Annotated in this window: 30 protein-coding genes and 1 riboswitch; of the genes, 18 read left to right on the forward strand and 12 right to left on the reverse strand. The window is 69.6% G+C overall.

Annotated features, from left to right (window positions below; genetic code table 11):
* Nucleotide 1: 1 nt before the first annotated feature.
* Both AC1Q9M_RS08090 and AC1Q9M_RS08095 read right to left on the reverse strand, forming a co-directional pair.
* On the reverse strand, nucleotides 2-790 hold the full coding sequence (locus tag AC1Q9M_RS08090) for a metallophosphoesterase family protein (RefSeq protein ID WP_382323597.1): 789 nt from the start codon (nucleotides 788-790) through the stop codon (nucleotides 2-4).
* Complete coding sequence (locus AC1Q9M_RS08095) at nucleotides 787-1,758, reverse strand: diacylglycerol/lipid kinase family protein (protein WP_382323598.1); 972 nt, start codon at nucleotides 1,756-1,758, stop codon at nucleotides 787-789. The genes AC1Q9M_RS08090 and AC1Q9M_RS08095 overlap by 4 nt, the downstream gene beginning before the upstream one ends.
* A 90-nt stretch (nucleotides 1,759-1,848) precedes the next feature.
* Between AC1Q9M_RS08095 and AC1Q9M_RS08100 the strand changes: the two genes are divergently transcribed.
* The 4 genes from AC1Q9M_RS08100 to AC1Q9M_RS08115 are packed head-to-tail and all read left to right on the forward strand — an operon-like array spanning nucleotide 1,849 to nucleotide 5,197.
* On the forward strand, nucleotides 1,849-3,006 hold the full coding sequence (locus AC1Q9M_RS08100) for an aromatic ring-hydroxylating oxygenase subunit alpha (protein ID WP_382323599.1): 1,158 nt from the start codon (nucleotides 1,849-1,851) through the stop codon (nucleotides 3,004-3,006).
* Between the two features lie 45 nt (nucleotides 3,007-3,051).
* Complete coding sequence (locus AC1Q9M_RS08105) at nucleotides 3,052-3,957, forward strand: RNA polymerase sigma-70 factor (protein WP_382323600.1); 906 nt, start codon at nucleotides 3,052-3,054, stop codon at nucleotides 3,955-3,957.
* Nucleotides 3,958-4,001: 44 nt separating this feature from the next.
* Nucleotides 4,002-4,460 (forward strand): carboxymuconolactone decarboxylase family protein, encoded by a 459-nt coding sequence (locus AC1Q9M_RS08110; RefSeq protein ID WP_382323601.1) that lies wholly within the window; start codon nucleotides 4,002-4,004, stop codon nucleotides 4,458-4,460.
* A complete protein-coding gene (locus AC1Q9M_RS08115) occupies nucleotides 4,457-5,197 on the forward strand; it encodes an SDR family oxidoreductase (RefSeq protein WP_382323602.1) in 741 nt (246 codons plus the stop codon). Before AC1Q9M_RS08110 ends, AC1Q9M_RS08115 begins: the two co-directional genes overlap by 4 nt.
* Here AC1Q9M_RS08115 and AC1Q9M_RS08120 read toward each other — a convergent pair.
* On the reverse strand, nucleotides 5,192-6,202 hold the full coding sequence (locus AC1Q9M_RS08120) for a bestrophin family protein (protein ID WP_492433230.1): 1,011 nt from the start codon (nucleotides 6,200-6,202) through the stop codon (nucleotides 5,192-5,194). The two genes, AC1Q9M_RS08115 and AC1Q9M_RS08120, sit on opposite strands and share 6 nt — an antisense overlap.
* Before the next feature lie 91 nt (nucleotides 6,203-6,293).
* Between AC1Q9M_RS08120 and AC1Q9M_RS08125 the strand changes: the two genes are divergently transcribed.
* Nucleotides 6,294-7,046, forward strand: a complete 753-nt coding sequence (locus AC1Q9M_RS08125) for an enoyl-CoA hydratase/isomerase family protein (protein ID WP_492433232.1) — start codon at nucleotides 6,294-6,296, stop codon at nucleotides 7,044-7,046.
* Nucleotides 7,043-7,642 carry a flavin reductase family protein gene (locus AC1Q9M_RS08130; RefSeq protein WP_492433234.1) on the forward strand — a complete coding sequence of 200 codons (600 nt, stop codon included), beginning with the start codon at nucleotides 7,043-7,045 and terminating at the stop codon, nucleotides 7,640-7,642. The genes AC1Q9M_RS08125 and AC1Q9M_RS08130 overlap by 4 nt, the downstream gene beginning before the upstream one ends.
* Before the next feature lie 18 nt (nucleotides 7,643-7,660).
* Here the strand turns inward: AC1Q9M_RS08130 and AC1Q9M_RS08135 are convergent, their stop codons facing one another.
* A complete protein-coding gene (locus AC1Q9M_RS08135; RefSeq protein ID WP_492433235.1) occupies nucleotides 7,661-7,894 on the reverse strand; it encodes a SlyX family protein in 234 nt (77 codons plus the stop codon).
* A gap of 136 nt (nucleotides 7,895-8,030) precedes the next feature.
* Here AC1Q9M_RS08135 and AC1Q9M_RS08140 point away from each other — a divergent pair, with 136 nt between their 5' ends.
* Together AC1Q9M_RS08140 and AC1Q9M_RS08145 are read left to right on the forward strand one after the other, a co-directional pair.
* Entirely contained in the window at nucleotides 8,031-8,549 is a 519-nt protein-coding gene (locus tag AC1Q9M_RS08140) for a hypothetical protein (protein ID WP_382327190.1), read from the forward strand.
* A 166-nt stretch (nucleotides 8,550-8,715) separates the two neighbouring features.
* Entirely contained in the window at nucleotides 8,716-9,201 is a 486-nt protein-coding gene (locus tag AC1Q9M_RS08145; RefSeq protein ID WP_492433238.1) for a hypothetical protein, read from the forward strand.
* A gap of 12 nt (nucleotides 9,202-9,213) precedes the next feature.
* Here the strand turns inward: AC1Q9M_RS08145 and AC1Q9M_RS08150 are convergent, their stop codons facing one another.
* A complete protein-coding gene (locus AC1Q9M_RS08150; RefSeq protein WP_382160406.1) occupies nucleotides 9,214-9,801 on the reverse strand; it encodes a glycine zipper 2TM domain-containing protein in 588 nt (195 codons plus the stop codon).
* A 138-nt stretch (nucleotides 9,802-9,939) separates the two neighbouring features.
* On the opposite strand from AC1Q9M_RS08150, the gene AC1Q9M_RS08155 reads away from it, so the two are divergent.
* On the forward strand, nucleotides 9,940-10,485 hold the full coding sequence (locus tag AC1Q9M_RS08155) for an MOSC domain-containing protein (protein WP_492433240.1): 546 nt from the start codon (nucleotides 9,940-9,942) through the stop codon (nucleotides 10,483-10,485).
* A gap of 1 nt (nucleotide 10,486) precedes the next feature.
* Here the strand turns inward: AC1Q9M_RS08155 and AC1Q9M_RS08160 are convergent, their stop codons facing one another.
* The 4 genes from AC1Q9M_RS08160 to AC1Q9M_RS08175 form a co-directional block, all read right to left on the reverse strand.
* Nucleotides 10,487-11,416: a thiamine phosphate synthase gene (locus tag AC1Q9M_RS08160; RefSeq protein WP_492433242.1), complete on the reverse strand. Its 930-nt coding sequence runs from the start codon at nucleotides 11,414-11,416 to the stop codon at nucleotides 10,487-10,489.
* Nucleotides 11,417-11,477: 61 nt separating this feature from the next.
* Nucleotides 11,478-12,290, reverse strand: a complete 813-nt coding sequence (locus AC1Q9M_RS08165; RefSeq protein WP_382325507.1) for a thiazole synthase — start codon at nucleotides 12,288-12,290, stop codon at nucleotides 11,478-11,480.
* 18 nt (nucleotides 12,291-12,308) lie between these two features.
* A complete protein-coding gene (gene thiS, locus AC1Q9M_RS08170; RefSeq protein WP_291121245.1) occupies nucleotides 12,309-12,506 on the reverse strand; it encodes a sulfur carrier protein ThiS in 198 nt (65 codons plus the stop codon).
* A gap of 16 nt (nucleotides 12,507-12,522) precedes the next feature.
* Nucleotides 12,523-13,605: an FAD-dependent oxidoreductase gene (locus AC1Q9M_RS08175; protein WP_492433244.1), complete on the reverse strand. Its 1,083-nt coding sequence runs from the start codon at nucleotides 13,603-13,605 to the stop codon at nucleotides 12,523-12,525.
* Nucleotides 13,606-13,637: 32 nt separating this feature from the next.
* On the opposite strand from AC1Q9M_RS08175, the gene thiD reads away from it, so the two are divergent.
* Nucleotides 13,638-14,477 (forward strand): bifunctional hydroxymethylpyrimidine kinase/phosphomethylpyrimidine kinase, encoded by an 840-nt coding sequence (gene thiD, locus AC1Q9M_RS08180; RefSeq protein WP_492433246.1) that lies wholly within the window; start codon nucleotides 13,638-13,640, stop codon nucleotides 14,475-14,477.
* A 26-nt stretch (nucleotides 14,478-14,503) separates the two neighbouring features.
* Here the strand turns inward: thiD and AC1Q9M_RS08185 are convergent, their stop codons facing one another.
* From AC1Q9M_RS08185 to AC1Q9M_RS08195, 3 genes are all read right to left on the reverse strand, one after another.
* The gene (locus tag AC1Q9M_RS08185) at nucleotides 14,504-15,805 is read right to left on the reverse strand and encodes a purine-cytosine permease family protein (protein ID WP_444688570.1); all 1,302 of its coding nucleotides are present in this window, start codon (nucleotides 15,803-15,805) and stop codon (nucleotides 14,504-14,506) included.
* A 76-nt stretch (nucleotides 15,806-15,881) separates the two neighbouring features.
* Nucleotides 15,882-15,990: riboswitch (TPP riboswitch) on the reverse strand.
* 104 nt (nucleotides 15,991-16,094) lie between these two features.
* Nucleotides 16,095-17,372, reverse strand: a complete 1,278-nt coding sequence (locus AC1Q9M_RS08190) for an FCSD flavin-binding domain-containing protein (protein ID WP_444688264.1) — start codon at nucleotides 17,370-17,372, stop codon at nucleotides 16,095-16,097.
* Nucleotides 17,373-17,383: 11 nt separating this feature from the next.
* Entirely contained in the window at nucleotides 17,384-17,686 is a 303-nt protein-coding gene (locus AC1Q9M_RS08195; RefSeq protein WP_382160358.1) for a c-type cytochrome, read from the reverse strand.
* Between the two features lie 243 nt (nucleotides 17,687-17,929).
* On the opposite strand from AC1Q9M_RS08195, the gene soxC reads away from it, so the two are divergent.
* From soxC to soxB, 8 genes are all read left to right on the forward strand, one after another.
* Nucleotides 17,930-19,273: a sulfite dehydrogenase gene (gene soxC, locus AC1Q9M_RS08200; protein WP_382160355.1), complete on the forward strand. Its 1,344-nt coding sequence runs from the start codon at nucleotides 17,930-17,932 to the stop codon at nucleotides 19,271-19,273.
* A gap of 1 nt (nucleotide 19,274) precedes the next feature.
* Entirely contained in the window at nucleotides 19,275-20,411 is a 1,137-nt protein-coding gene (locus AC1Q9M_RS08205; protein ID WP_492433249.1) for a c-type cytochrome, read from the forward strand.
* 114 nt (nucleotides 20,412-20,525) lie between these two features.
* Nucleotides 20,526-20,855: a c-type cytochrome gene (locus AC1Q9M_RS08210; protein ID WP_291121227.1), complete on the forward strand. Its 330-nt coding sequence runs from the start codon at nucleotides 20,526-20,528 to the stop codon at nucleotides 20,853-20,855.
* A gap of 37 nt (nucleotides 20,856-20,892) precedes the next feature.
* The gene (gene soxY, locus AC1Q9M_RS08215) at nucleotides 20,893-21,348 is read left to right on the forward strand and encodes a thiosulfate oxidation carrier protein SoxY (protein WP_291121225.1); all 456 of its coding nucleotides are present in this window, start codon (nucleotides 20,893-20,895) and stop codon (nucleotides 21,346-21,348) included.
* A gap of 62 nt (nucleotides 21,349-21,410) precedes the next feature.
* Nucleotides 21,411-21,722 (forward strand): thiosulfate oxidation carrier complex protein SoxZ, encoded by a 312-nt coding sequence (soxZ, locus tag AC1Q9M_RS08220; RefSeq protein WP_382160349.1) that lies wholly within the window; start codon nucleotides 21,411-21,413, stop codon nucleotides 21,720-21,722.
* 126 nt (nucleotides 21,723-21,848) lie between these two features.
* Nucleotides 21,849-22,655, forward strand: coding sequence for a sulfur oxidation c-type cytochrome SoxA (soxA, locus tag AC1Q9M_RS08225; RefSeq protein ID WP_444688262.1), 807 nt, complete (start codon nucleotides 21,849-21,851; stop codon nucleotides 22,653-22,655).
* Between the two features lie 16 nt (nucleotides 22,656-22,671).
* Nucleotides 22,672-23,322 (forward strand): sulfur oxidation c-type cytochrome SoxX, encoded by a 651-nt coding sequence (gene soxX, locus AC1Q9M_RS08230; protein ID WP_291121222.1) that lies wholly within the window; start codon nucleotides 22,672-22,674, stop codon nucleotides 23,320-23,322.
* Between the two features lie 90 nt (nucleotides 23,323-23,412).
* On the forward strand, nucleotides 23,413-25,137 hold the full coding sequence (soxB, locus tag AC1Q9M_RS08235) for a thiosulfohydrolase SoxB (protein ID WP_492433253.1): 1,725 nt from the start codon (nucleotides 23,413-23,415) through the stop codon (nucleotides 25,135-25,137).
* Nucleotides 25,138-25,225: the final 88 nt, after the last annotated feature.

Raw genomic sequence — 25,225 nt, forward strand, 5'->3', positions numbered from 1 at the left:
CTTAGCGCGCCGGTTGCAGGCGCGTCACGCGGACCTGCACGAAGACTTCTTCGGTGGCCGCGTAGTCCCACTGCTCGACGGCGCAGGCGCGCTCGGCCGCGTGCCAGCGCACCAGGTTCACCGAGTTGGGCGCGCCGGGCCGCACGCGGTGCGACACGGCGGTGCCGGCCTGCACCGCCCACATCGGTCGCGCCAGGCCGGGCAGGGGCATCACGTAGGGCAGGTGGATGTGGCCGCCCATCACGAGGTCGGCGCCCGCGGCGGCCCAGGCGTCCTGCGCGGCGGTGTGGCCGATCAGGCGGTCCGGCTCGTCCTGCGGGCGCTGCACATCGATCGGCTGGTGCACCACCACCACGCGCAACTGGGCCGGCGTGGCCTCGGCCAGCCGCGCCGCCACGCGCGCGACCTGCGCCGCCGACACCTCGCCGTTCTTGTGCCGGTGCGCGCGCGTGGTGTTCACGGCCAGCACCAACAGCCCGGCGGAACTGAACTGCGGTTCGAGCTCATCGCCGAAGGCCGCGCGGTGGCCCGCGTAGGGCCGCACCAGCCGGGCCCAACCGTTGAACAGCGGGATGTCGTGGTTGCCCGGGATCACCAGCCGGGGCGCGCCCAGCTGGTCCATGAAGCGGCGCGCGGCCTCGAACTGGGGGGCGCGGGCGCGCTGGGTGATGTCGCCCGAGAGCACCACGAGGTCCGGCCGCAGCCGCTGGGCCAGCTGCACCAGGGCCCGCACCACCGGCGCCCGCTCGGTGCCGAAGTGCGGGTCCGAGACCTGCAGGATCGCGCTCAAGCGGGGGCCTCGCGGTCGGCGGGTGCCGGTTTGAGCAGGAACAGGGGCACCGGCAGCACGCGCACATCCAGCGGCGCCTTCATGCGCAGGACTTCCCCATCGACCGCGACCTTCAGGCGCCGCGCACCCGCCACCGACGGCGCGCGCACCACCATCTGCTGGAACTCGAAGTGCTCGATGTCGTCGGCCTCGCCAAGCGTGCCCATGGCGCCCTGCCACATCAGGCGCAGCAGGGCCAGGGTGCCGATGGGCTTGAGCATCACCGCCGTGACGCGGCCGTTGTCGCGCGCGCCATCGGGGCGCTGGCCTTGCACCACGCCCACCTGCTCCAGCTGCAGGCGGTTGTTGCCCACGAACAGGGTGAGGGTCTTCACCTCGCGCTGCGCGCCGTCCAGGCCGATGCGCAGTTTCAGCCGCCGCTGCGCGCGAAACAGGGTGGCGAAGGCCGCCCAGATCGCCACCCACTGGCTGCGCCCGAAACGGTTCTTCCAGACCTCGCGGTCCTCCAGCAGGTCGGGGTACAGGCCCAGGCTCGCGTTGACCAGGAACAGGTGCTCGTTGACGGCGGCCACCTGCACCGGCTCGGGCCGCGCGCCCAGCAGTTGCGCCATGGCATCGGCCACGTCGGTGGCGATGCCGTGCGTGCGCGCGAAATAGTTGAAGGTGCCGCGCGGGATCACGCCCAGGGCGCAGCCGGCGGCGTGGGCGGCCTGGGCCACGGTGTTGATGGTGCCGTCGCCGCCCACGGCCACGATGGCGGCGTTCGTTTCGCGCGCCTGCCGCGCCAGCTCGGCCGTGCGGCGCGGCAGGTCGGCCGGTTCGCACACGTGCAGCTGGCCGGGCCGGCCCGAAGCGCGCAGCGCGGCCTCGATGGTCGCTCGCGTGCCGTCGCCGTCCTGGCTGCCGGAGCGGCTGTTGATGACGAAGTGCAGCGTCGAGGCCGGATCGAAAGGGGGGACTTCGGGCATGGGCGGCCAAGGGATGGGTTCGGACCAGTGTAGCGGCGCTGGTTGAAAACCCCATGGCACAAGCCGGTCCGGCTGGCGATGATGGTGGGCATGAACGCGCCCCTGCCCACCTCCCCCGCCGCCCAACTGTTCGACCGCGTGAAGGCCGCGCTCAATGGTGAACACCGCCAGCGCCTGCCCGGCAACTGGTCGCCCGTGGCGCGCTACCTCGACCCCGCGCGCCACCAGCGCGAACTCGCCGCCCTGCGCCGGCTGCCGCAGGCGGTGGCCGACGCGGCCGCGCTGCAGGCGAGCGGCGACTGGCTGGCGCGTTCGGTGCATGGGGTGCCGGTGCTGCTTACCCGCCATGCCGACGGGCAGCTGCGCGCCTTCATCAACGTGTGCCGCCACCGGGGCGCGGCGCTGGTGCCCGAGGGCGCCTGTGGCCAGGGACGCGAGCGCTTCGTGTGCCCGTACCACAGCTGGACCTACGGCAACGACGGCGCCTGCGTCGGCCGCCCGCACGACCGCGACTTTCCCCACGCGCCCAAGGCCAGCGCCGGCCTGGTCGAGCTGCCCTGCGCGCAGCGCTTCGGCCTGGTCTGGGTGGTGGCGACGGCCTTGCCCGCGTTCGACTGGGCCGCGTACTTCGGCCCCTTGGGCGAGGAGATCGACGGCCTGGGCTTCGACGCCGCCGCGCGCGTGCAGCGCCACCGCCATTTCACCCAGGCCTCGAACTGGAAGCTGGTGCTCGACGCCAACCTGGAGAGTTACCACTTCGCCTACGCCCACCGCGAGACCATCGCCTACCTGTTCCACGACAACGTGGTGGTGCACGACCAAGTGGGCGACCACCAGCGCATCGTGCTGCCCAAGCGCAGCTTCGAGGAACTGAGCGAGCCGCCGGCCACGCTGGAAGGCTTCGCGAAGACGATCAACACCATCTACTTCCTGTTCCCCTCCACCCTGCTGCTCTGGGAGGGCGACCACGTCAACGCCTTCGCGCTCTCGCCCACCGACGCCGCCACCACGCAGGTCGACGGCTGGCTCATCGCGCCGCGCCAGCACCTGGCCACCCGCAGCGACAGCTACTGGCAGCGCAACTTCGACATGTTCTGGACCGCGATCGACGAGGACTTCGCGCTCGCGGCCAGCATGCAGCGCGGGCTGGACAGCGGGGCGAACCAGGCCCTGTGTTTCGGCGAGAACGAGTTCGCCTGCGAGGCCTTCCACGCCTCGGTGCAGCGCATGGCGGGCGAGGGCGCTTAGCATCGCGCCTGTCACAAAACCGGGCGCTCGCCCGTCTGGCTGGTCATGAACGATCCCACCACCACCTTCAACCGCCTGCGCCCCCGGCTGCAGGGCATCGCCTACCGCATGCTGGGCTCGCCGGCCGAAGCCGAGGAGGTGGTGCAGGACGCCTGGCTGCGCTGGCACGAGGCCGCGCACGCCGACCTGGACAGCAGCGAGGCCTGGCTGGTGACCGTGACCACGCGCCTGGCGATCGACCGCCTGCGCAGCGCCAAGGTGCAGCGCGAGCACTACATCGGCACCTGGCTGCCCGAGCCGCTGCTGGCCGATGCGCCGGTGACGCCCGAACAGCTGCTGGAGCGCGCCGACGACGTGTCGGTGGCTTTTCTCGCCATGCTGGAGCGGCTGGCACCCGAAGCCCGCGCGGCCTTCCTGATGCGCGAGGTGTTCGACGCCGACTACGGCGAGGTGGCCGAGGCCCTGGGCAAGACCGAGAGCGCCTGCCGCCAGATCGTGCACCGCGCCAAGGCGCAGCTGCAGGACGACCGGCCACGCCACATCGTGCCGCGCGAGGCCCAGTTGCGCCTGCTGCGCGGCTTTGCCGATGCCGCCGCCACCGGGCAGTTCGACCGGCTGCAGTCGCTGCTGGCCGAGGACGCGCAACTGATCGGCGATGGCGGCGGCAAGGTGCCGAGTTTCGGCGTGCCGCTGGTGGGCGGGCGGCGCATCGCGCAGCTCTTCTACGCCACGCACCGGCGCTTCGGCGAGGGCGTGCGCTTCGAGGTCGTGGTGCTCAACGGGCAGTGGGGCCTGCTGCGCTTCATCCAGGGCGGGCTGGAGTCGGCGCAATCGTTCGTGACCGACGGCGAGCGCATCCTGCGCCTGCACGTGCAGCGCAACCCCGACAAGCTCGCGCGCATCGCCGCCGCGCTGGGCCGCGACCTGGCTGTCACAAACCCCAGGCCCTGACCGTCTTCAGAGGTGTGTTCCCCAACCCCTCTGAAAGACGCCACATGAAATCACCCCGACTCCCCTGGACCGAGATCGCGCCCAAGGCCTACCAGGCCATGGCCGCCGTCGGCGCCACCACCGCCGGCTCCTCGCTCGGCACCGTCCTGATCGAACTCGTGAAGACGCGCGTCTCGCAGCTCAACGGCTGCGCCTTCTGCGTGGACATGCACGTGCGCGACCTGCGCAAGCACGGCGAACGCTGGCAGCGCATCAACAGCCTCGTGACCTGGCGCGAGACCGGCCTGTACAGCGAGCGCGAGCGCGCCGCGCTGAACTGGGCCGAGTCCCTGACCCGGCTGGTGGACCACCACGGCAGCCGCGACGCCGATTTCGAGCAACTGCAAACCCAGCTCAGCGACCAGGAAATCGTCGAGCTGTGCTGGACCGTCGCGCAGATCAACGCCTGGAACCGCATGGCCGTGGGCATGCACGCCCCCGTGGCCGAGAAGGAGATCGCATGAACATCGTGGTCATCGGAGGCAGCGGCCTCATCGGCAGACAACTCGCCACCCTGCTGCGCCAGGCCGGCCACGCGGTGACGGCGGCCTCGCCCTCGTCGGGCGTCAACGCCGTCACCGGCGAAGGCCTGAGCGAGGCCCTGGCCGGCGCGCAGGTGGTGGTGGACGTGAGCAACTCACCCTCCTTCGAGGACGAGGCGGTGATGCACTTCTTCCGCGCCTCCACCCGCAACCTGCTGGACGCCAGCGCTCGCGCCGGCGTGGGGCACTACGTGGCCCTGTCGGTGGTGGGCTCCGAGCGGGTGCCCGCGAGCGGTTACTTCCGCGCCAAGGTGGCGCAGGAAGCGCTGATCCAGGAAGGGCGGGTGCCTTACACCCTCGTGCGCGCCACGCAGTTCCACGAGTTCCTGATGTCGATCGCCCACGTGGCGACCGAAGGCCAGACCGTGCGCCTGCCCTCGGCGCCGCTGCAGCCCATCGCGGCGAGCGACGTGGCCGAGGCGCTGGCGGACGTGGCGGTGCAGGCCCCGCTCAACGGCACCTGCGAAGTGGCGGGGCCCGAAGCCGTGCCGCTGGACCAGCTCATCCGCCAGCTGTTCCAGGCGCGCCAGGACCCGCGCGCGGTGGTGTCGGACCCCGGGGCCACGTATTTCGGTTCGCCGCTGGAGGGCAATGCCCTCATCCCCGGCCCCAATGCGCGCATCGGGAAGGTCTCCCTGGCGCAGTGGCTGGCCTCATAGCAGGATCTGGTTGTCGGGCGTGGGCGGGGGCGGCAGATCGCTCTCGCCCAGCAGGCTGCGCAACTCGCGCTCGATGCCCTGGCACAGGTGGGCCATGGGCACGTCGTTGGCGCCGCCTTCGAACGGGTTCTCGGTGCTTTCACCCACCTGGTCCAGCGAGAGGTACATCCAGGCCACCAGCACGCTGAAGGGCACCGAGAGCCAGACCATGTGGCCGGCGAGCAGGCCGCTCACGCTGTCGTTGAGGCGGTCGAACTCGCGCACCAGGCAGAAGGGCAGCAGGGCCGCGAAGCACCAGACGAACAAGGTGTTGATGGTGGCGTACTGGCGCGGGTAGGGGAAGTTCTTGAGGCGCTCGACGCGGCTTTGCTGGTCCAGCAGTTCCTTGATGGTCTTCTGCAGCTCGGTGTGGTGCAGCACCGCGAGTTCCTGGCGTGCATACAGCTCGCGCAGGGTTTCGCTCTGCAGGTTGAGCAGCAGCAGGCCCTTGTGGCCCGTGCTCGCCACGCGCAGCCGCTCGGTTTCGCCGAGCAGGGGCGTCAGCTCGGTGTCCAGCGGGGTGTCGTGCTCGGGCACGCGGAAATGCCTGGCGCGGTATTCGGCGTTGGCGCGGCTGTTCGCGGATTCCCACACGCGCCCCTGCCGCAGCTGGTGGCGCAGCACCGTGAGCCAGGCCAGGTGGCGGTGGATGAGCAGCTGCGACGAACCGCCGGTGGTCGGAAACATCCGGCAGATCAGGCCCCAGTAGCGGCTCGTGCCGACGATGGAGGACCAGACCTGCTGCGCCTCCACCGTGCGCTGGTAGGTCTGGGCGTTCTTGAAGCCCACGATGAAGGAGGTGGCCGTGCCCAGCAGCACCGCGACCGACCAGGGCGCGGCGATCCAGGTCAGCCCGAAGACCTGGTACAGCGTGGCCGGCACGGCGGCCAGCACCAGCAGGATGTAGGTCTTGCGGCGCGTCCAGGCGAGGAACTCGGCGAGGGTGTACGACTTGGCGATTTTCATGGTGGGTGGAGCGAGGGGGTGGAGGGGCTTGACGCAGACAAGACGTTCGGCCCCGTCGCCTTGTGACAGCGCCGCGTGTACGCTCTCGCCCATGCACCTGATCCAGACCCTCGATGCGGGCGTGCTCGAACTGCGCCTGAACCGGCCCGAACGCCTCAATGCCCTCACGCTCGCGCTCGCGCGCGACCTGCTGGCGGCGGTGCAGGCCGGCGTGGCCGACCCGGCGGTGCGGGTCATCCTGCTCAGCGGCGAAGGCCGCGCCTTCTGCGCCGGCAAGGACCGCGACGACCCGCCCACCCCCGCCTTCGTCGAGACCCTGCAGGCCCTGGCCTCGTTGCTCGTGCGCTGCCCCCAACCGGTGGTGACGGCGGTGCAGGGCTGGGTGGTGGGCGCGGGCGTCGAGCTCATGCTCAACGGCGACCTCAGCGTGGCCGCGCGCGGTGCGCGCTTCGCGCTGCCCGAGGTGCAGGTGGGCCTGTTCGGCACCGGCGGCGTGGCCGCGCTGCTGCCGCGCCTGGTCGGGCTGCAGAAGGCCAAAGGCCTGCTGATGCTGGGGCAGGAGCTGGGCGCCGTGGACGCCGAGCGCTGGGGCCTGGTGTGGCAGGTGGTGGAGGACGGCGCGTTGGAGGCCCAGGCGCGCGAGCTGGCGCAACGGCTCGCGCGCAGCAGCCCGGCGCTGCTGGCCGAGGTCAAGCAACTGGTGCACCGCGAGCTGCTGGGCGACTTCGACGCGTCGCTGGCGCGCGAGACCGCCGTGCACCAGCGGTTGAACCCCTTGGCGGACGCGGTCACCGCCCCGGCGGCCAGCGGACCTGAGGCGGGCTCTGCACAATGCCGGGCATGACCGCCCCGGCACCCGAACCCCGCTTCTTCCAGCCCGTTCCCCTCGACAAGGCCTACCGCCTCATCAACCACGGCCCCACCGTGCTCGTGTCCTCGGCCCACGCGGGCGAGGTCAACGTGATGTCGGCCGCCTGGGCCTGCGCGCTGGATTTTTCACCGCCCAAGGTGACGGTGGTGATCGACAAGGCCACGCGCACGCGCGCGCTGGTGGAGGGCAGCGGCACCTTCGCGCTGTGTGTGCCGTCGGCCGGCCTGGCCGCGCTTACGCTCGGCGTGGGCACCGACAGCGCGCTCACCGTGCCGGACAAGCTCGCGCGCCACGGGGTGAAGACCTTTCACGCCCCCGGCCACGAGGCCCTGCCGCTGGTCGAGGGCTGCGTGGCCTGGCTGGTGTGCCGGCTGCTGCCCGAACCGCACAACCAGGCCACCTACGACCTGTTCATCGGCGAGGTGGTGGGTGCCTGGGCGGACGAGCGGGTGTTCCGCGCGGGGCGCTGGCATTTCGATGGCGCGCCCGATCACCTGCGCACCCTGCACTACGTGGCCGGGGGGCAGTTCTACGCGACCGGCGCGTCGCTGCAGGTGGGCGGCGGCTGAGGCCCGCAGGCCTTCGCCTCAGTAGTGCGGCGGCAGTTCGTCGCGCAGGTTGCGCACGGCCGCCGCGGCCTGGGGGTCCCCCTGCTGGCGCAGGCGGCCGACCTCGCGCAGCAGCAGGTCGATCTGCTCCTGCTGGCGCGCCACCAGCTGGTTGAGCGTGTCGAGCAGGTCGTCGGCGTAGCTGGCCTTGATTTCGAGTTCGGTCAGGCGCTGTTCGGTGTCGGCGCCGGGGGCGTGCGGGGTCGGTGTCATCCCCCTATTGGACGACAAGACGGCCTCGGCCGTGGCGCAAAAGCCACTGTGTGTCATCGCACAGACGCTGGAAAGGGGGTGAGCCAACCTTGAAGGCACCCCAGCGCCTTGTGCGCACCCTGCCTGGAGGAGCCGCATGTCCGATGTCCACCCGTTCACCGAAACGCCTGCCTCGACCTGGTTCAACGACACGGTGGTGCAACTGCCCGCGGCGCCGCAGCCCGAGGGCATGCCACCGTGCCACTGGATGACGACCGCCGCGGCCTTTGCCGACACCGGCGGCCTGATCAGCGGCGACGAACTGGCCACGCGCATCCGGGAACACTGCGTGCTGGACACGAGCCTGCGGGTGAGCGAACCGGTGTCGCTCGTGGCGCGCTGGATCGTGTCGCGGGCGGTGGTGTCCATCGACAGCCCGTGGGGCCACCTGCTGCCCATGTTCCAGTTCGATCTGCCGCGCGCTTCGCTGCAACCCGGGGTGGCCGTCGTGCTGGCGGAATTGCGCGGTGTGCTGGAAGGCGCGGAGCTGGCGCTGTGGTTCGTGACCCCCAACGAATGGCTGCACGGCGAGCGGCCCGCCGTGGCCATGCAGACCACGCTGCAGGCCGTGCGGCACGCCGCCCGCGCCGACCGCTACGTGGCGCTGGGCGGCTGAGCCCGGGCCTTCCAAGGCCCTGACCGCATTTGGTGCCCGCGTGCGGCCGGTATGTGCCCCCTGCATGTCGGTGCGTGCCTTGTTTCAGACCCCAGCGCATGGCCTGCGGCATTCTCGGATGTCCTCGCGCACCACCGCGCACGGGACCATCTACCAGGGGAATTCCATGGCCGACCTCTACCTGCCCACCGCCGCACCGATGAAGCGCTTTCAGACGGCGCCGCCACCCGCCGCGAGCGAGCCCCACCGATGGATGTCGATTGCCGCGGCGTTCGCCGACACGGGGGGACTGGTCAGCGGCGACGAGTTGGCCGACCTGATCCGGCAGCAGGCGCTGCGCGACGCCCGGCTGCAGATCTCCCAGCCGGTGTCGCTGGTGGCGCGCTGGATCGTCTCGGGCATGGCCGTTGCCATGGACAGTCCCTGGGGCATCGTGCTGCCTCTGTTCCAGGTCGATCTGGAACGCGCCATCCTGCACCCGGAGGTGCCCATGGTGTGCGCGGAGCTGGGGGGTGTGCTGCAGGGCCCGGAACTCGCGCTCTGGTTCGTGACCCCCAACGAATGGCTCGAAGGCGAACGGCCCGCGTTGGCCCTGCGGACCCGGCTGACGGAAGTCCGGCGCGCCGCCCGCCATGTGGCGGACAGCGCCTGACGCGACCCGCACTCAGAGGCGCGGTTCGCCGTTCTCGTTGACCAGGATGGTGCGCCCCGGCGGCGAGGTCATCTGCACCTGGTGCTGCACGCCGCGGAAGGTGTAGCTCACGTCCCAGTACTCGGGCGCGCCCTCGCTGTTCACGTTGGTGCAGCGCTGCACGTCCTGCGTCTGCGGGTTGTTGCGGCCCACGTTGGAGCCCACCGCCGCGCCCGCCACCGCGCCACCCACGGTGGCGATGTCGCGCCCGGAACCGCCGCCGATCTGGTGGCCCAGGATGCCGCCGATGACGCCGCCGACGATCGCGCCCGGCACGCTGCGCCGGCGCTCGACTTCCTCGCGCTCGATCCAGCAGCGCTGCCCACCGCCGTAGATGGCGCGCGAGGCGCTCACCGGCACCTCGTACAGGGTTTCCGAATCGCGGCGCCGGTAGTCGCGCGCCACCGGCTGGCCCGGGGCGGGCGCCTGGTACACCGGTGAGGGGTAGGCCTGGGAACTCACGGGTGGGCGGGAGCCGCAGCCGGCGAGGCCCAGCACCGCCACCGCCGCCAGCAGGGCATGACGGTGTGAAACAGGGAGAGGGGTGTGAAAGAGGTTCATGGTCGCTCCTTGTGGGATGGCAGGTTCATGCGTTCCAATGTGCCCCTCGCTATGGGGCGGGTCTGTGCGCCAGGACACCGACGTGGAGGTGGTCCTGGGCTCACTGGAAAACGGCCCGTGTGCTAAAACGGACGCACCATGAACGACGCCCGAGTGATCGCCGTCCACCGGAGCCACCTGCACCACTTCTCCAAGGAGCGGGTGCATGCGATCACCCTGCTCGAGGGCCTGGGCGTGCAGGGCGATGCGCACTGCGGGGCGACGGTTCAGCACCTCTCGCGCGTGGCGCGCGATCCCAGCCAGCCCAACCTGCGCCAGGTGCACCTGCTGCAGGCCGAGCTGTTTGTCGCCCTGGCCCACCAGGGGCACACGGTGCATCCCGGCGACCTGGGCGAGAACATCACCACCGAAGGCATCGATCTGCTGGAGCTGTCCACCGGCACCGAACTGCAGCTGGGGGCCGAGGCGCGGGTGCGCGTCACGGGCCTGCGCAACCCCTGCGTGCAGATCGAGCGTTTCCAGCCCGGCCTGCTGGCCGCGGTGCTGGGCCACACGGCCGATGGGGAACTGGTGCGCAAGGCGGGGGTGATGGCGGTGGTCCTGCACGGCGGCGTGGTCTCCGCGCAGGACCGCATCCGGGTGCTGCGGGCCACCGTCCCGCACGTGCCGCTTCGGCCGGTCTAGTTCAGGCGTCTGTGTCGCGCGCCAGCGCGGCCGTCCATTCGGCCACCGCCGCGTCCAGATCGGGCGCGGCCATGAGGGCGCGCACCACGCCCACCGAGCGCACGTTGGCGTTCAGCACCTCGGGCAGGTTGTGCAGGTCGATACCGCCGATCGCCATGTGCGTGACGCCGCGCAGCAGGGGCGCGTAGGCGCGCAGGCGGCCCGTGCCCTGGGGCACGGTGGCCATCTGCTTGAGCGTGGTGGGAAACACCGCGCCCATGGCGATGTAGCTGGGGTTGTGGCGGTCGGCGATCAGCATCTCGGCGTAGCCGTGCGTGCTCAGACCCAGGCGCAGGCCGGCGCGGCGGATGGCGGCCAGGTCTTCGGGGGCCATGGCCTGCAGGTCTTCCTGGCCCAGATGCACGCCATAAGCGCCGGCCTCGATGGCCTCCTGCCAGTGGTCGTTGATGAACAGCAGCGCGCCCGTGCCCTGCACGCCGGCCACGGCGGCGCGGATCTCGGCGCGGATGGCCTGCGCGTCGCCGGACTTGAAGCGCAGCTGCACCGTGGGCACGCCCGCGCGCGCCATGCGCACCGTCCAGTCCGCATCGGGCATCACGGCATAGAGGCCGAGCTCGGGCGGGCAGGCCGCGAAGGCGTGCTCGCGCGGGAAGGGCGCCATGTCGAAATCGGCCGGTTCGTCGGGCCAATGGGCGGCGTCGAAGCGGCCGGTGCGCCGCGTACGGGTGGACCAGGCGCGCGCCACGCAGACGGCGTCGATGTCGATGAAGCCGAGTTCGTGCGCGGCCTGCAGCGCGGCGACGAACACCGGGTCGTCGGAGGCGGGCGCGGGCGGCACGGCATGCGGGGCCAGGGGCAGGGCCAGCGTGGCGCGGTGGGCGTCCACGATGGCCTGGACCATCGCTTCGGTGGAGGTGATCGTGGTGCTCATGTGAAACCTCCGTGCGTCGCACTGCGGTGCGAGCTTGTTTGGGAGCGGCCCTGCGCTGCGCTCATGAACCGTGGTGCCAGAAAGGGGTGCCCATCACGGGCGTGCTCGGCTGCGCGCTGGCCTGCGGCTGCATGGCGCCCGAGCGGTGGGCGGCGCGGCCGGCGCGCACGGCGTCGGCGAAGGCGCCGGCCATGTCCACCGGCGACTGCGCGAGCGCCACGGCGGTGTTGAGCAGCACGGCGTCGAAGCCCCACTCCATCACGGTGCAGGCGTGCGAGGGCAGGCCCAGGCCGGCGTCCACGATCAGCGGCACGCTCAGGCGCTCGCGCAGCAGGCGCATGGCGTAGGGGTTGACGGGGCCCTGGCCGGTGCCGATGGGCGCGGCCCAGGGCATCACGGCCTGGCAGCCCACGTCCACCAGGCGCTGGCACAGCACCAGGTCTTCGGTGCAGTAGGGCAGCACCTTGAAGCCGTCGTTGATCAGCTGGCGCGCGCAGTCCACCAGGTTGAGCGTGTCGGGCTGCAGGCTGTAGTCGTCGCCGATGAGTTCGAGCTTGATCCAGGGCGTGTTGAAGACCTCGCGCGCCATCTGCGCGGTGGTGATCACCTCCTGCGTGGTGTGGCAGCCGGCGGTGTTGGGCAGCACCGGCACGGCCAGTTCCTGCAGCAGCTTCCAGAACGCCGCACCGGCCTCGGGCTGCGCGGCGCCCTGGCGCCGCAGCGAGGCAGTGAGCATGGCGGGCCGGGCGCGCTTCACGGCGGCTTCGAGCGTGGCGGGCGAGGGGTAGCGCGAAGTGCCCAGCAGCAGGCGGCCGGCGAAGGTTTCGCCGTAGAGCACCAGCGGGTCTTCCTGGGTGAGCGGTGGGGTGTTCATGTCCATGGCGGTGTGTCCTCAGCCCCCGGTGATGGGGGCGATGATTTCGATGCGGTCGCCGTCGTTGAGCCGGTGCTGTGCGTAGCCCGTGCGCGGCACGAACTGCAGGTTGACGGCGGCGGCGAACACGGCGGGCGGCTCCCAGACGAGCAGCGCGTCGGCCAGCGTGGCGCCTTCGGGCAGTTCGCGGGTTTCCTGGTTGATGATCACATTCATGCGAGGTTCCGTTCGTTCAGCGGATGACCGCCAGCCCAAGGGCGTCGGCCAGCGGCGAGTGGCCCTGGTCCACCACTTCGAGCGCGGCGTCCAGCACGGCCGGCGCGATCATGAAGCCATGGCGGTACAGGCCATTGATCGCCATTCTGCGCGGTCCGGTGAGGCGCAGCGCGGGCAGGTTGTCGGGCAGGGTGGGGCGCAACTGCACGCCCAGTTCGACGATGCGCGCTTCGCCGAAGCCCGGGTGCACGGTGTAGGCCGCGCTCAGCAGCTCCAGCGTGGAGCGCACGCTGGCGGGCGAGAGGTCGTCGGACTCGATCTCGGTCGCGCCGATCACGAACAGGCCGTCCTGCTTGGGCGCGATGTACAGCGGGTAGCGCGGGTGCACCAGGCGCGTGGGGCGCGACAGGCTCACGCCCGGTGCATGGATGCGCGCGACCTCGCCGCGCACGCCGCGCAAGGCGGGCCATTGCGGCTGGGCGCCCAGGCCCCGGCAGTCGAACAGCCAGGCATCGGGTCCCGGGTCCACCTCATCGGGCGCGCGCGCCGTGTGCCAGCGCACCGTGACGCCCAGCACCTGCATCTGGTGCGCGAGCGCGGTGAGCAGTTCGCGGTTGTCGAGCTGGCCTTCGTCGGGCAGGTACAGGCCTTGCGCGAAGCGCTGGGCCAGGGCCGGCTCCAGCGCGGTGAGGGCCGTGCCGTCCAGGCGCCGCGCCTGCGGCAGCGAGGGCAGGGCGGCGCTGGTGCGCGCGAGCTGGCCGGCGAAGCGCTCGGCTTCGGCCGCGTCCTGCCGGTGCCAGAGCACCAGCGTGCCGCTCTGCTGGAAGAACACGGGCTGTTCGAGCATGGCCAGCAGCTGCGGCCAGCGCGCGAGCGCGTGCTGGCCCATGCGCACCACATTGAGCTCGGTGACGGCCGACTCGGCCAGCGGCGCGAGCATGGCGGCGGCGACGCGCGCGGCGGCGTGCGCGGCCTCCGGCCCGCCGGCGTCGATCACCTCGACGCGGTGCCCGCGCTGCGCGAGCGCGCAGGCCAGCAGCCGGCCCATGAGGCCGGCGCCGAGCACCACCGCGTCGGGTTTGTCGGGGGAAAGATTCATGAGGGGCTTTCGGCGCTGCCACAATGCGCGCCATGAGCAACGAAGCGCAACGTTACACCCGCGTCCTCTCCATCGCCGGCTCCGACAGCGGCGGGGGCGCCGGCATCCAGGCCGATCTCAAGACCTTCGCGGCCCTGGGCTGCTACGGCATGACGGCCATCACCGCGCTGACCGCGCAGAACACGCTGGGCGTGAGCGGCATCCATGGCGTGCCGCCCGAGATGCTCAAGGCGCAACTGAGCGCGGTGCTCGACGACATCGGGGTGGACGCGGTGAAGATCGGCATGCTGCACGCGCCCGACATCGTGCGCACCGTGGCCTGGGCGCTGCGGCACTACGAGGTGAAGCAGGTGGTGCTCGACCCGGTGATGGTGGCCACCAGCGGCGACCGCCTGATCGCGCCCGACACGGTGCAGGTGCTGGTGGACGAGCTGTTCCCGCTGGCCACGGTGGTCACGCCCAACCTGGACGAGGCCGCGCTGTTGCTGGGCCGGCCGATTGCCCATGCGGATGAACTCGAAACCGCCGCGCGCGATCTGCTCGCGCTGGGGGCCAAGGCGGTGCTGCTCAAGGGCGGCCACCTGCCGGGCGACGAGGTCGCCGACCTGCTGGTGAGCGGCGACGGGCCCGCGCAGCGCCTGGCCTCGCCGCGCATCGCGAGCCGCAACACGCACGGCACCGGTTGCACGCTGTCGTCGGCCATCGCGGCCTACCTCGCGCTCGGCAACCCGCTGGACCAGGCGGTGGCGAAGGCGCGCAGCTACATCCTGCAGGCCATCGCCATGGGCGCCAATGTGTACACCGGTGCCGGCCACGGGCCGCTCAACCACGGCCACGCGCCGCTCGCGCTGCACAAGCGGCCCCGGAGCTGAGGGGAAGCGGCGCGGCGGCATGAGGTTCAGGCCCTTGCCGGGCTGAGCCCGCCGGCATTGCGCGGCCGCGAGAGCGCGGCGAGCACGAAGGTCAGCGCCAGCGTGGGCAGGGCCGACCCGAGTTGCGGCGCGAACTTCGCGAGCAGGTGGTAGCAGGCGATGCCCAGCACCCACAGCGCGGCGGCGCTCCAGTCCACCGTGCGCGCCGGGCCCGTGGCCACGCCGGTGCCCAGGCGGCCCAGGATCACACCGTAGAGCGGCACGAACACCGAGCTGAGCAGCAGCAGGAAGGGCTCCAGCGTGTGCATGGGCAGCAGCAGCGCCAGGCCGGTGCAGACCACGGCGAAGCCCAGGCCGGCGGCGCGAATGCTCCAGCGCGGGCGCAGGCTGTGCACCGAGACCGCGCCCGAGTGCGCGTCGCCGTAGGCGTTGTCCATTTCGTCGAGCAGGATCAGGCCCAGGGCGATCAGGCCGCCCTGCGCGAGCAGCAGCGCGCCCACGAGGTTGGTGCCCGGCTCCACCGTGCTGACCACCAGCACACCCAGCGCGTAGCACCAGATGTTGGCCAGCGCATAACCCAGCCAGGTGCCGCCCAGCGTGGTGGCCGTGCGTTTGCCGTGGCGCGCGTAGTCGGCCACCAGGGGCAGCCAGGACACCGGCATCGCGATCACCAGGTCCATGGCGGAGAACAGGCCCATGCCACCGGCGCCGGGCCGGTTCCAGAAGCCGTCGAAGCCCTGCGCCTGCAGGCGCGTGCCGAACTGCCAGGTGAGCCAGGCCAGCGAGGCGATCACCAGCGGCAGGCCGAAGCGGCTCACGAAGCGGCGCACCAGCGTGAGCATGGAGCCGGCCATGAGCGCGGTGAGCACGCCGCCCCACAGCAGGGTGGCCAGCAGCTTGCCGCCGGTGCCGTCGAGCAGGCCGCCGGGTTCGGCGCCCAAGGCCTGCTTCAAGATGGCGACCGTGCCCTCCTGCATGATGACCAGCTCGAAGGTGGTCCAGCCGACCAGTTGCGCGATGTTGAGCAGCACCGGCAGGCGCGCGAAGGCGCTGCCGTAGGTGGCGTGCATCAGGCCGGCGCTGGACAGGCCGGTCTGGCAGCCCAGGCGCGCCGTCCAGGCCAGCAGGCCGGCGCCGATCAGTGAGCCCAGCACGATGGCGATGACCGCGTCGCGCGTGCCCACGGCGGGCACGAGGTAGGCGCCGATCTGCATCACCAGCAGGCCGGTGCCCAGGCTGAACCAGAGGGCGGCGTGCTCGTGGAAGTGGAAGACCCGGTTGCCTTGCGGCACGGGGGTCAGGGCCTGGTTGGCCGGGGACGGGTTCATCGACATGGAAACGCTCCAAGCAGTGTTGAAGCAGGTGGGCTGGGCCGGGTGCCTCCCGGCGCGGCGCGACGGGGCTTGGGTATCCGGCCTGCTTCCCTGCGCGAGGATTACCTCAATCAGGTTCAAAGGGACTCTCTCAGTCGCGCCCGGGCGGAAAACCCGGGGCAACACCCCTAGCGGATGCGCCTTGCGGCACGGGTGGGAGTATACGTTCGCGAGACGCCGTGCAGGGCCCGCAAACGGCAACGCCCCGGGGGCACCGGGGCGTTGGGCCGGAAGGCGGGGTCGATCAGGCCAGCGAATCGGCCCAGATGTTGCGCGCCCAGGCCATGGCGTACTGGCCTTCGAGTTCGCTCGCCGCGCTGGACAGGCCGCCCGAGCCGGGCACCGTCAGCATGGTCTTCTGCGCCGCGTCGTACTTGTGCACGCTGGCCACGTGCACCACGTCGGTGGCGGTGACGAAGCTGTAGCAGGTGTTGGCGTAGATCGGCAGCGAGGGCGCTTCCTTGCCCTGCAGCAGCGAGACCACGGCGGCCGCGCAGGTCTTGCCGTGCTGGTTGGCCATGTGGCCCGACTTGGGCATGCCCGGCGCGATCTGGATCGCGTCGCCCAGCACGTGGATGTTCTTCGCGGCCTTCGATTCGAAGGTCAGGAAGTCCACCTCGCACCAGCGCGCGTTGGCCGTGGCCAGGCCGGTCTTCACCGCGATCTCGCCCGCGCGCTGCGTGGGCAGCACGTTGGCCACGCCGGCCTTGAAGTCGTCGTTGAACTCGAACTTCAGCGTGTTGGTGGCGGCGTCCACGTCCACCAGCTTGTGCTTGGGGCGGTACTCGATCAGGCCCTTGTAGTGCTCGTCCCAGGCCTTCATGAACAGGCCCTTCTTCGAGGTGATGTCGTCGTTGGCATCGAAGATCACGACCTTGCTCTTGGGCTTGGCCTTCTTGAAGTAGCTCGCCACCATGCAGGCGCGCTCATACGGGCCGGGCGGGCAGCGGTAGGGCGCCAGCGGGATGGACAGGGCGTACACGCCGCCATCGGGCATCGCCTCGAGCTGCTGGCGCAGCGCCAGCGTCTGCGGGCCGGCCTTCCAGGCGTGCAGCACCTTGTCGGTGGCGCCGGGTTTGGCCATGCCGGGCAGGGTGTCCCACATGAAGTCGATGCCGGGCGAGAGGATCAGGCGGTCGTAGGGCAGTTCGCCGCCGCTGGCCAGCTTGACCGTGCGCTTGGCCGGGTCGATGCTGGCCACCATGTCGCGCACCACCTTCACGCCGTGGCGCTTGCTCAGGTTGTCGTACGGCGTGGTGATGTCGGCCATGGTCTTGTGGCCACCAAGCACCAGGTTGGAGATCGGGCAGGAAACGAAGGCCGCGTTGGGCTCGACCAGGGTCACGTCGATGGAGTGGTCGGAGAACAGGCGCACGTACTTGGCGGCGGTGGCGCCACCGTAGCCGCCACCGACCACGACAACCTTGGCGCCGCTGCCGGTGGTGGCGCAGCCATTCAGGAGACCCAGGCTGGCGACGGCCGAACCGGCCCCCAGCGTTTGAACGAATTGACGGCGTTTCATGGTGGGGCTCCTTATTTCTTCTGGGCGGCGAAATAACCGGCGATGTCGGCCAGCTGCTCGTCGGTGTAGCCCTTGGCGAGCTGGTGCATGATGGTCGCGGGCCGCTTGCCGGCCTTGAAGTCCAGCAGTTTCTGCAGCAGATCGTCCTTGCCCTGGCCGGCCAGCGAGATGGCACCGGGCTGCGCGCGGCCATCGGTGCCGTGGCAGTTGGCGCAGGCCGCGGCCCACACCTTGATCTGATTGACCTGGGCCTGAGCCCCCATGGCGGCGGCGCAGAGCACGCCCGCCGCCAGCCATTTCATCGTTTTCACCATCGTGGTCTCCTGTGGGGTGTCGAAACGTAAGTGCATCCAAAAATGTAGCAGACAGGCCTTGCGGCGCCTAACTATCCGTAAGTACGCATATTTCGATGGTTCATGCTAGCAGCGGGGCAGGGCCGTGCTCACGGTGTTAACCCTCAGCGGTACGGGTTTATACTAATCCGAATATCAGCAATCACTCATATAGTCCCTCATCCCAGGCGACAGGCCATCGCCCACCCCACAAGGAATCCCACCGTGTCAACAGACCTGAGTGACGTCATCGGGCGCGTTCTGCCCGCCCCGGAAAACCACCTGAGCACCGAGAAGCTGGAGCAGGCGCGCAAGGCGCGCCGCAGCTTCATGGGCAAGGCCCTCGCCATGGGCGCGGGCGCCGTGACCAGCGCCGCCGCCTCCACGCGCGCCCTGGCCGCCGAAGGCGAAGACGCCATCCTCAAGCTGCCCGCGCACAGCACCGGCCTGGGCCAGCCCGTGGCCACGCTGGGCTACGGCCTGCCCAGCAAGTGGGAAGGCAACCTGCAGCGCCGCCAGAGCCCGGGCCTCACGCGCGTGCCCCAGGCCTCGGTGAGCTTCACGCCGCTGCAGGGCCTGTTCGGCATCATCACGCCCAGCGGCCTGCACTTCGAGCGCCACCACCAGGGCTGGTGGGACATCGATCCCTCCAAGCACCGCCTGATGGTCAACGGCCTGGTCAAGCGCGAGCGCGTCTTCACCATGGACGACCTGATGCGCCTGCCCAGCGTCTCGCGCATCCACTTCATCGAGTGCGGCGCGAACTCCGCGCCGGAGTGGGGCAACGTGGCGCTGCCCTCGGTGCAGTACACGCACGGCATGGTGAGCTGTTCCGAATTCACCGGTGTGCTGCTCTCCACGCTGCTGGAGATGTGCGGCTACGACAAGAAGAACGGCAAGTACGTGCTGGCCGAAGGCGCCGACGGCTCGTCGATGACGCGCACGATCGACATCGACCGCGCGATGGACGACTGCCTCGTGGCCTGGGCCATGAACGGCGAGATGCTGCGCCCCGAGAACGGCTACCCGCTGCGCCTGGTGGTGCCGGGCATCCAGGGCGTGAGCTGGGTGAAGTACCTGCGCCGCCTGGAGGTGGGGGACCAGAAGTGGGCCACCAAGGACGAGGCGGTGCACTACATCGACCACATGCCCGACGGCACGCACCGCCAGTACACCGGCATCCAGGAGTGCAAGAGCGTGATCACGACGCCCTCGGGCAGCCAGACGCTGCTGGACAAGGGTTACTACAACATCACCGGCCTGGCCTGGTCGGGCCGCGGTGCCGTCAAGCGCGTGGACGTGAGCACCGACGGCGGGCGCAACTGGCGCACCGCGCGGCTGGAAGGCCCGCTGCTGCCCAAGGCGCTGACGCGTTTCAACATCGACTGGGTGTGGGACGGCAAGCCCGCCGTGCTGCAGAGCCGCGCGATCGACAGCACGGGTTACGTGCAGCCCAAGATCAACCAACTGCGCGCCGTGCGCGGCACGCGCTCGATCTACCACCAGAACGCCATCCAGTCATGGCGGGTCGCCGAAAACGGCGAAGTCTCCAACGTCCAGGTGTATTGATATGACGACCCCCCGCCGCGCTTCGCGCGACCCCCTCAAGGGGGCAACACCTGCGGCCCGGCAAAGCCGGTTCCGCGGTATTTCTGGAACTTTCCTCGCTGCGCTCGTCGTCGCGTTCTCCGGCCCTGCCGTGGCACAGGGCAAGCCCTGGCACGAGCTGGGCCGCGATGCGACCAAGGCCGAGGTGAAGGCCTGGGACATCGATGTGCGCCCCGACTTCAAGGGCCTGCCCAAGGGCGCGGGCTCGGTGGCGCTGGGCGAGCAGGTGTGGGAGGCGCAGTGCGCGTCCTGCCACGGCAGCTTCGGCGAATCGAACGAGGTGTTCACCCCCATCGTGGGCGGCACCACCAAGGCCGACATCGAGCGCGGCCGCGTGAAGAACCTCGAACCCGGCAGCATCTTCCCGCAGAAGACCACCATGATGAAGGTGGCCACGCTCTCCACGCTGTGGGACTACATCAACCGCGCCATGCCCTGGAACGCGCCCAAGACGCTCAAGACCGACGAGGTCTACGCCGTCACGGCCTACCTGCTGAGCCTGGCCGAGGTGGTGCCGGCCGATTTCACGCTGAACGACCAGAACATCGCCGAGGTGCAGAAGCGCATGCCCAACCGCAACGGCATGGTGTTCCATGAACCGCTGTGGAAGCTCGAAGGCAAGGGCGACGTGAAGAACGTGGCCTGCATGAAGGACTGCCCGGTGGAGTCGACCATCCGCTCCTCGCTGCCCGACTTCGCGCGCGACGCGCACGGCAACATCCAGGAGCAGAACCGCGTGATCGGCCCGGTGCGCGGCGCCGACACCACCAAGCCGCCGCCCAAGGGGCCGGTGGGCAGCGGGCCCGCGCCCGCCGCCGTGGTGGTCGCGGCCGCCCCGGCGGTGAAAGACCCCAAGGCCCTGCTCGGCGCCAACAGCTGCACCGCCTGCCACGGCATGAGCAACAAGATCGTGGGCCCGGGCTTCACCGAGATCCTGGCCAAGCACAAGGGCAAGGCCGACCTCGAGGCCTACCTGATGGGCAAGATCCAGGGCGGCAGTTCGGGCGTGTATGGCGCGGTGCCGATGCCGCCGCAGCCCCAGCTCAGCGAAGCCGACGCGCGCTCGATCGCGCAGTGGATCGTCAACGGCGCGAAGTGAGGGCCATTGGCCGTCGCAGGGGCTGGCCTTCGGGAGCGAAGGTATGCTTCTAAATATTTGCATTTACTCGTAAACCCCATTCCCCCCACGACAAGGAGACCGTACGCTATGTCCATGAAATCGATCCTGCTGTGCCTGGCAGCATCCGGCGCGCTTTGGAGCGCGGGTGCCCACGCCCAGGACGCCGCTGCCGCCAAGGCGCTGGCGACCAAGAGCGCCTGCATGGCCTGCCACGCGGTGGACAAGAAGCTGGTGGGCCCGGCCTTCAAGGACGTGGCCGCCAAGCACAAGGGACAGGCGGGTGCGCTCGACGCCGTGGCGGCGCGCATCAAGTCGGGTGGTTCGGGGGCCTACGGCCCGGTGCCGATGCCCCCACAACCGAATCTGAAGGACGACGAGCTCAAACTGCTTGCCGGCTGGATCCTTGCTGGGGCCCCCCAGTAAACTCACCGCGTTTTTTCATTCTCACCAGGAGCTCCCCATGAACAACTCACGCCGAGTCGCCCTCAAGACCACCGGGGCCTTCGCCACGCTCGTGTCGCTGGGTCTCATCACCCAAAGCCAGGCCCAGGCCGCCGTGGACCGCGCCGGCTTCGAAGTGAAGACCCTGGCCGAGGCGCTCAAGGCCGTGGGCGGCACGCCCGCCAACAGCGACCAGGTCACCGTGGTCGCACCGGACATCGCCGAGAACGGCGCCGTGGTGCCCGTGGGCGCCACCAGCAAGCTGCCCAACACCACCGAGATCTACCTGATCGTCGAGAAGAACCCGATGCCGCTGTCGGCCGGTTTCATCATCCCCGCCGGCACCGCCGCCGACGTGCAGACCCGCCTGAAGATGGGCCAGAGCAGCAACGTGATCGCCGTGGTCAAGGCCGATGGCAAGCTCTACTCGGCCACCAAGGAAACCAAGGTCACGCTGGGTGGTTGCGGCGGCTGATCGCCCCCCCGACGCCCACGTTTCCCCTCGCAACCCATTCACAGATACCCCAGGAGTCCATCATGGCCGATCCGATGCGCATCCGCGCCGCTCTCGCCGGTGACGAAACCACCGTTCGCATCCTCATGTCCCACGTCATGGAGCCCGGCACGCGGCGCGACGCGGCGGGTGCCCTCATCCCCGCCCATTTCATCAAGGAAGTGGAAGCCACGCACAACGGCAAGGTCGTGCTGAGCTCGCTGTTCACCGGCTCGGTGGCGCAGAACCCCTTCCTGTCCTTCAAGTTCAAGGGCGCCGCCAAGGGCGACAAGGTCACGGTGAAGTGGGTCGACACCAAGGGCGACACGCGCACCGACGAAGCTGTGATCGCCTAACACCCCCGCCGCGCTTCGCGCGACCCTCTCCAGGGGGCGTCACCAGCGGCCCGGCGGAGCCGGTTCCGCGGTGACTCTGGACAGAGGCCCGTTTTCCCCCCGACGCCATAACAACGAGGAGACCCCATGAAACACACCGTAGCCCAGACCGCTTTGCTGCTCGGCGGCTTGCTGGCCGCCTGCGCCGCACACGCCCAGGATGCGACCGCCGAAGGCATCGCGAAATACCGGGAAATGCTGCAGGACGGCAACCCCGCCGAACTGTTCGAGATGAAGGGGGAAGAACTCTGGAAACAGAAACGGGGCCCGAAGAACGCATCGCTGGAGCAGTGCGACCTGGGCAAGGGCCCCGGTGTCATCAAGGGTGCCTTCGTCGAAATGCCGCGCTTCTTCAAGGACACCGGCCGCGTGCAGGACCTGGAGACCCGCCTGATCACCTGCATGGAAACGCTGCAGGGCTTCAACGGTGCCGAGATCGCCAAGACGCCGTTCGGCCGCGGCGAGATGGCCAACCTGACGGCCCTGGCCACCTACGTGGCGACCGCCTCCAAGGGCATGCGCTTCAACCTGCCGCAATCGCACGCGCAGGAAAAGCTGATGTACGAAGCCGGCAAGCGCATGTTCTTCACGCGCGGCGGCACGCACGACTTCTCGTGCGCCTCCTGCCACGGTGAGAGCGACAAGCGCATCCGCCTGCAGGACCTGCCCAACCTCACCAAGAACCCGGGCGACGGCATCGGCTTCGCCGCCTGGCCGGCCTACCGCGTGTCCAACTCGCAGATGTGGGGCATGCAACTGCGCCTGAACGACTGTTTCCGCCAGCAGCGCTTCCCCGAACCCAAGTTCGGCAGCGACGCCACCATTGCACTCGGTGTCTACATGGGCGTGAACGCCAAGACCGCCGAGTCCATCGTGCCCGCCATCAAGCGCTGAACCGGAGACACCGACCATGAACAAAGCCATTGCATTCGCCCTGCTGCCCGTGGCGGCCCTCGCGCTCTCCGCGTGCACCGTGTCGCCTTCGGCCGCCGAGTACGACAAGGCCGCGGCCGACATCATCAAGAACTCCTTCCAGGACCGCGGCATCGCCAAGGTGGACCGCCTGGTGCAGGACGACGCCAACCGCGAATGCGCGGCCGCCGACGTGGCGGGCAAGACCATCGACCCGGCCGTCGCCAAGGCCATCGAAGCGGCCAACATGAAGACCGTGAAGTGGCCCAGCGACGGCAAGTTCCTCGGCGACTGGAAAGAGGGCGAGAAGATCGCCCAGAGCGGCCGGGGCATGACCTGGACCGACAAGGCCGGCGACGCCAACGGCGGCAACTGCTACAACTGCCACCAGATCAGCAAGGAAGAAATCTCCTTCGGCACCCTGGGCCCGAGCCTGTACAACTACGGCAAGCTGCGCGGCGTCACCGACCCGAACAGCGCCGGTGGCAAGGCCATCGTGGAGTACACCTGGGGCAAGCTCTGGAACTCGCGCGCCTACAACGCCTGCTCGCAGATGCCGCGCGTGGGCCACATGGCCATCCTCAACGAGAAGCAGCTCAAGGACGTGATGGCCCTGCTGCTGGACCCGGCCTCGCCCGTCAACAAGTAGAGCGATCGGCCCCGGCTGCGCACCGCAGCCGGGGCCCTTCAAAAAAATTTCGCTCAAATATCAGTCATCAGTTATCAATCAAGGACAGAGATGAGTTTCAGTCGCCGTGAATTCATGCAGGTGCTCGCCGTGGCCAGTGCCACCGGCATGGCCCTGAACCACCGCGACGTGCTGGCCGCCGCGCCCGGCGCGGGTGAAAAGCTGTACGACGTGCCGACCTTCGGCAACGTGAGCTTCCTGCACTTCACCGACTGCCATGCCCAGCTGCAGCCGATCTACTTCCGCGAGCCCAATGTCAACCTCGGCGTGGCCGAGGCCGTGGGCCGCGCGCCGCACATCGTCGGCGAGAAGCTGCTCAAGCACTTCAACATCAAACCGGGCACCGCGAGCGCGCACGCGTTCTCGTACCTCAACTTCAGCCAGGCCGCGAAGACCTACGGCAAGGTGGGCGGCTTCGCGCACATGGCCACGCTGATCAAGCAGTTACGCGCCAGCCGGCCGCACGCGCTGCTGCTCGACGGCGGCGACACCTGGCAGGGCTCGGCCACCTCGCTGTGGACCAACGGCCAGGACATGGTCGACGCCTGCAAGCTGCTGGGCGTGAACATGATGACGCCCCACTGGGAGTTCACCTTCGGCGCCAAGCGCGTGCAGGAGATCGTGGAGAAGGACTTCAAGGGGAACATGGAATTCCTCGCGCAGAACGTCAAGACCACCGACTTCGAAGACCTGGTGTTCAAGCCCTACGCGCTGCGCGAGATGAACGGCGTGCAGGTGGCCGTGATCGGCCAGGCCTTCCCCTACACCCCCATCGCCAACCCGCGCTACATGGTGCCCGACTGGACCTTCGGCATCCAGGACGAGCACATGCAGAAGATGGTGGACGAGGCGCGCGGCAAAGGCGCGCAGGTCGTCGTGGTGCTCTCGCACAACGGCATGGACGTGGACATCAAGATGGCCTCGCGCGTGCGCGGCATCGACGCCATCCTCGGCGGCCACACGCACGACGGCATGCCCGCGCCCACCATCGTGAAGAACGGTGGCGGCCAGACCCTGGTGACCAACGCCGGCTCCAACAGCAAGTTCGTCGGCGTGCTCGACTTCGACGTGCGCGGCGGCAAGGTGCAGGACTTCCGCTACAAGCTGATGCCGGTGTTCTCCAACCTGCTGCCGGCCGACGCCGAGATGCAGGCCTACATCGACAAGGTGCGCGCGCCCTACAAGGACAAGCTCGACGAGAAACTCGCCGTCACCGAAGAGCTGCTGTACCGCCGCGGCAACTTCAACGGCTCGTGGGACCAGGTCATCTGCGACGCGCTGATGCAGAACAAGGGCGCCGACATGGCCTTCTCGCCGGGCGTGCGCTGGGGCACCTCGCTGTTGCCGGGCGACACCATCACCTACGAGCGCATGATGGACCAGATGGCCATGACCTACCCGGCCACCACGCTCAACGAGTTCACCGGCGAGCAGATCAAGACCATCCTCGAAGACGTGGCCGACAACATCTTCAACCCCGATCCCTACTACCAGCAGGGCGGCGACATGGTGCGCGTGGGCGGCATGCAGTACACGGTCTCGCCCAAGGCCGCGATGGGCCAGCGCATCAACAACATGATGCTCAAGGGCAAGCCGATCGAAGCCGACAAGACCTACAAGGTCGCGGGCTGGGCCTCGGTGCAGGAAGGCGCCAAGGGCGAGCCGATCTGGGACGTGGTCTCGGGCTACCTGCGCGACAAGAAGGTCATCAAGGGCGTGAAGATCAACACCCCGCGCATCGTCGGCATGGACGGCAACCCCGGCCAGGCCGCGTAAGCCGACACGACGCACCGCAAGGCAAAAAGCCCTCCGGCCGAAATCGACCGGAGGGCATGAAACCTTGGAAAAGGCAGGAAGTAACGCG

This window comes from Hydrogenophaga sp. GW823-FHT04C09, from assembly GCF_058796355.1.

Coding starts and splice junctions, on each gene's coding strand:
- AC1Q9M_RS08165 (WP_382325507.1), bottom strand. CDS start 12,290: ATGAACACCCCACCGCTCACCCAGGAAGACCCGCTGGTGCTCTACGGC.
- thiD (WP_492433246.1), top strand. CDS start 13,638: ATGAGCAACGAAGCGCAACGTTACACCCGCGTCCTCTCCATCGCCGGC.
- AC1Q9M_RS08130 (WP_492433234.1), top strand. CDS start 7,043: ATGACCGCCCCGGCACCCGAACCCCGCTTCTTCCAGCCCGTTCCCCTC.
- AC1Q9M_RS08100 (WP_382323599.1), top strand. CDS start 1,849: ATGAACGCGCCCCTGCCCACCTCCCCCGCCGCCCAACTGTTCGACCGC.
- AC1Q9M_RS08095 (WP_382323598.1), bottom strand. CDS start 1,758: ATGCCCGAAGTCCCCCCTTTCGATCCGGCCTCGACGCTGCACTTCGTC.
- AC1Q9M_RS08105 (WP_382323600.1), top strand. CDS start 3,052: ATGAACGATCCCACCACCACCTTCAACCGCCTGCGCCCCCGGCTGCAG.
- AC1Q9M_RS08190 (WP_444688264.1), bottom strand. CDS start 17,372: ATGAAACGCCGTCAATTCGTTCAAACGCTGGGGGCCGGTTCGGCCGTC.
- soxB (WP_492433253.1), top strand. CDS start 23,413: ATGAGTTTCAGTCGCCGTGAATTCATGCAGGTGCTCGCCGTGGCCAGT.
- AC1Q9M_RS08125 (WP_492433232.1), top strand. CDS start 6,294: ATGCACCTGATCCAGACCCTCGATGCGGGCGTGCTCGAACTGCGCCTG.
- AC1Q9M_RS08110 (WP_382323601.1), top strand. CDS start 4,002: ATGAAATCACCCCGACTCCCCTGGACCGAGATCGCGCCCAAGGCCTAC.
- AC1Q9M_RS08160 (WP_492433242.1), bottom strand. CDS start 11,416: ATGAGCACCACGATCACCTCCACCGAAGCGATGGTCCAGGCCATCGTG.
- AC1Q9M_RS08140 (WP_382327190.1), top strand. CDS start 8,031: ATGTCCGATGTCCACCCGTTCACCGAAACGCCTGCCTCGACCTGGTTC.
- AC1Q9M_RS08135 (WP_492433235.1), bottom strand. CDS start 7,894: ATGACACCGACCCCGCACGCCCCCGGCGCCGACACCGAACAGCGCCTG.
- AC1Q9M_RS08195 (WP_382160358.1), bottom strand. CDS start 17,686: ATGGTGAAAACGATGAAATGGCTGGCGGCGGGCGTGCTCTGCGCCGCC.
- thiS (WP_291121245.1), bottom strand. CDS start 12,506: ATGAATGTGATCATCAACCAGGAAACCCGCGAACTGCCCGAAGGCGCC.
- AC1Q9M_RS08155 (WP_492433240.1), top strand. CDS start 9,940: ATGAACGACGCCCGAGTGATCGCCGTCCACCGGAGCCACCTGCACCAC.
- AC1Q9M_RS08205 (WP_492433249.1), top strand. CDS start 19,275: ATGACGACCCCCCGCCGCGCTTCGCGCGACCCCCTCAAGGGGGCAACA.
- AC1Q9M_RS08115 (WP_382323602.1), top strand. CDS start 4,457: ATGAACATCGTGGTCATCGGAGGCAGCGGCCTCATCGGCAGACAACTC.
- AC1Q9M_RS08150 (WP_382160406.1), bottom strand. CDS start 9,801: ATGAACCTCTTTCACACCCCTCTCCCTGTTTCACACCGTCATGCCCTG.
- soxA (WP_444688262.1), top strand. CDS start 21,849: ATGAAACACACCGTAGCCCAGACCGCTTTGCTGCTCGGCGGCTTGCTG.
- soxY (WP_291121225.1), top strand. CDS start 20,893: ATGAACAACTCACGCCGAGTCGCCCTCAAGACCACCGGGGCCTTCGCC.
- AC1Q9M_RS08175 (WP_492433244.1), bottom strand. CDS start 13,605: ATGAATCTTTCCCCCGACAAACCCGACGCGGTGGTGCTCGGCGCCGGC.
- AC1Q9M_RS08120 (WP_492433230.1), bottom strand. CDS start 6,202: ATGAAAATCGCCAAGTCGTACACCCTCGCCGAGTTCCTCGCCTGGACG.
- AC1Q9M_RS08210 (WP_291121227.1), top strand. CDS start 20,526: ATGAAATCGATCCTGCTGTGCCTGGCAGCATCCGGCGCGCTTTGGAGC.
- AC1Q9M_RS08145 (WP_492433238.1), top strand. CDS start 8,716: ATGGCCGACCTCTACCTGCCCACCGCCGCACCGATGAAGCGCTTTCAG.
- AC1Q9M_RS08185 (WP_444688570.1), bottom strand. CDS start 15,805: ATGAACCCGTCCCCGGCCAACCAGGCCCTGACCCCCGTGCCGCAAGGC.
- soxX (WP_291121222.1), top strand. CDS start 22,672: ATGAACAAAGCCATTGCATTCGCCCTGCTGCCCGTGGCGGCCCTCGCG.
- soxZ (WP_382160349.1), top strand. CDS start 21,411: ATGGCCGATCCGATGCGCATCCGCGCCGCTCTCGCCGGTGACGAAACC.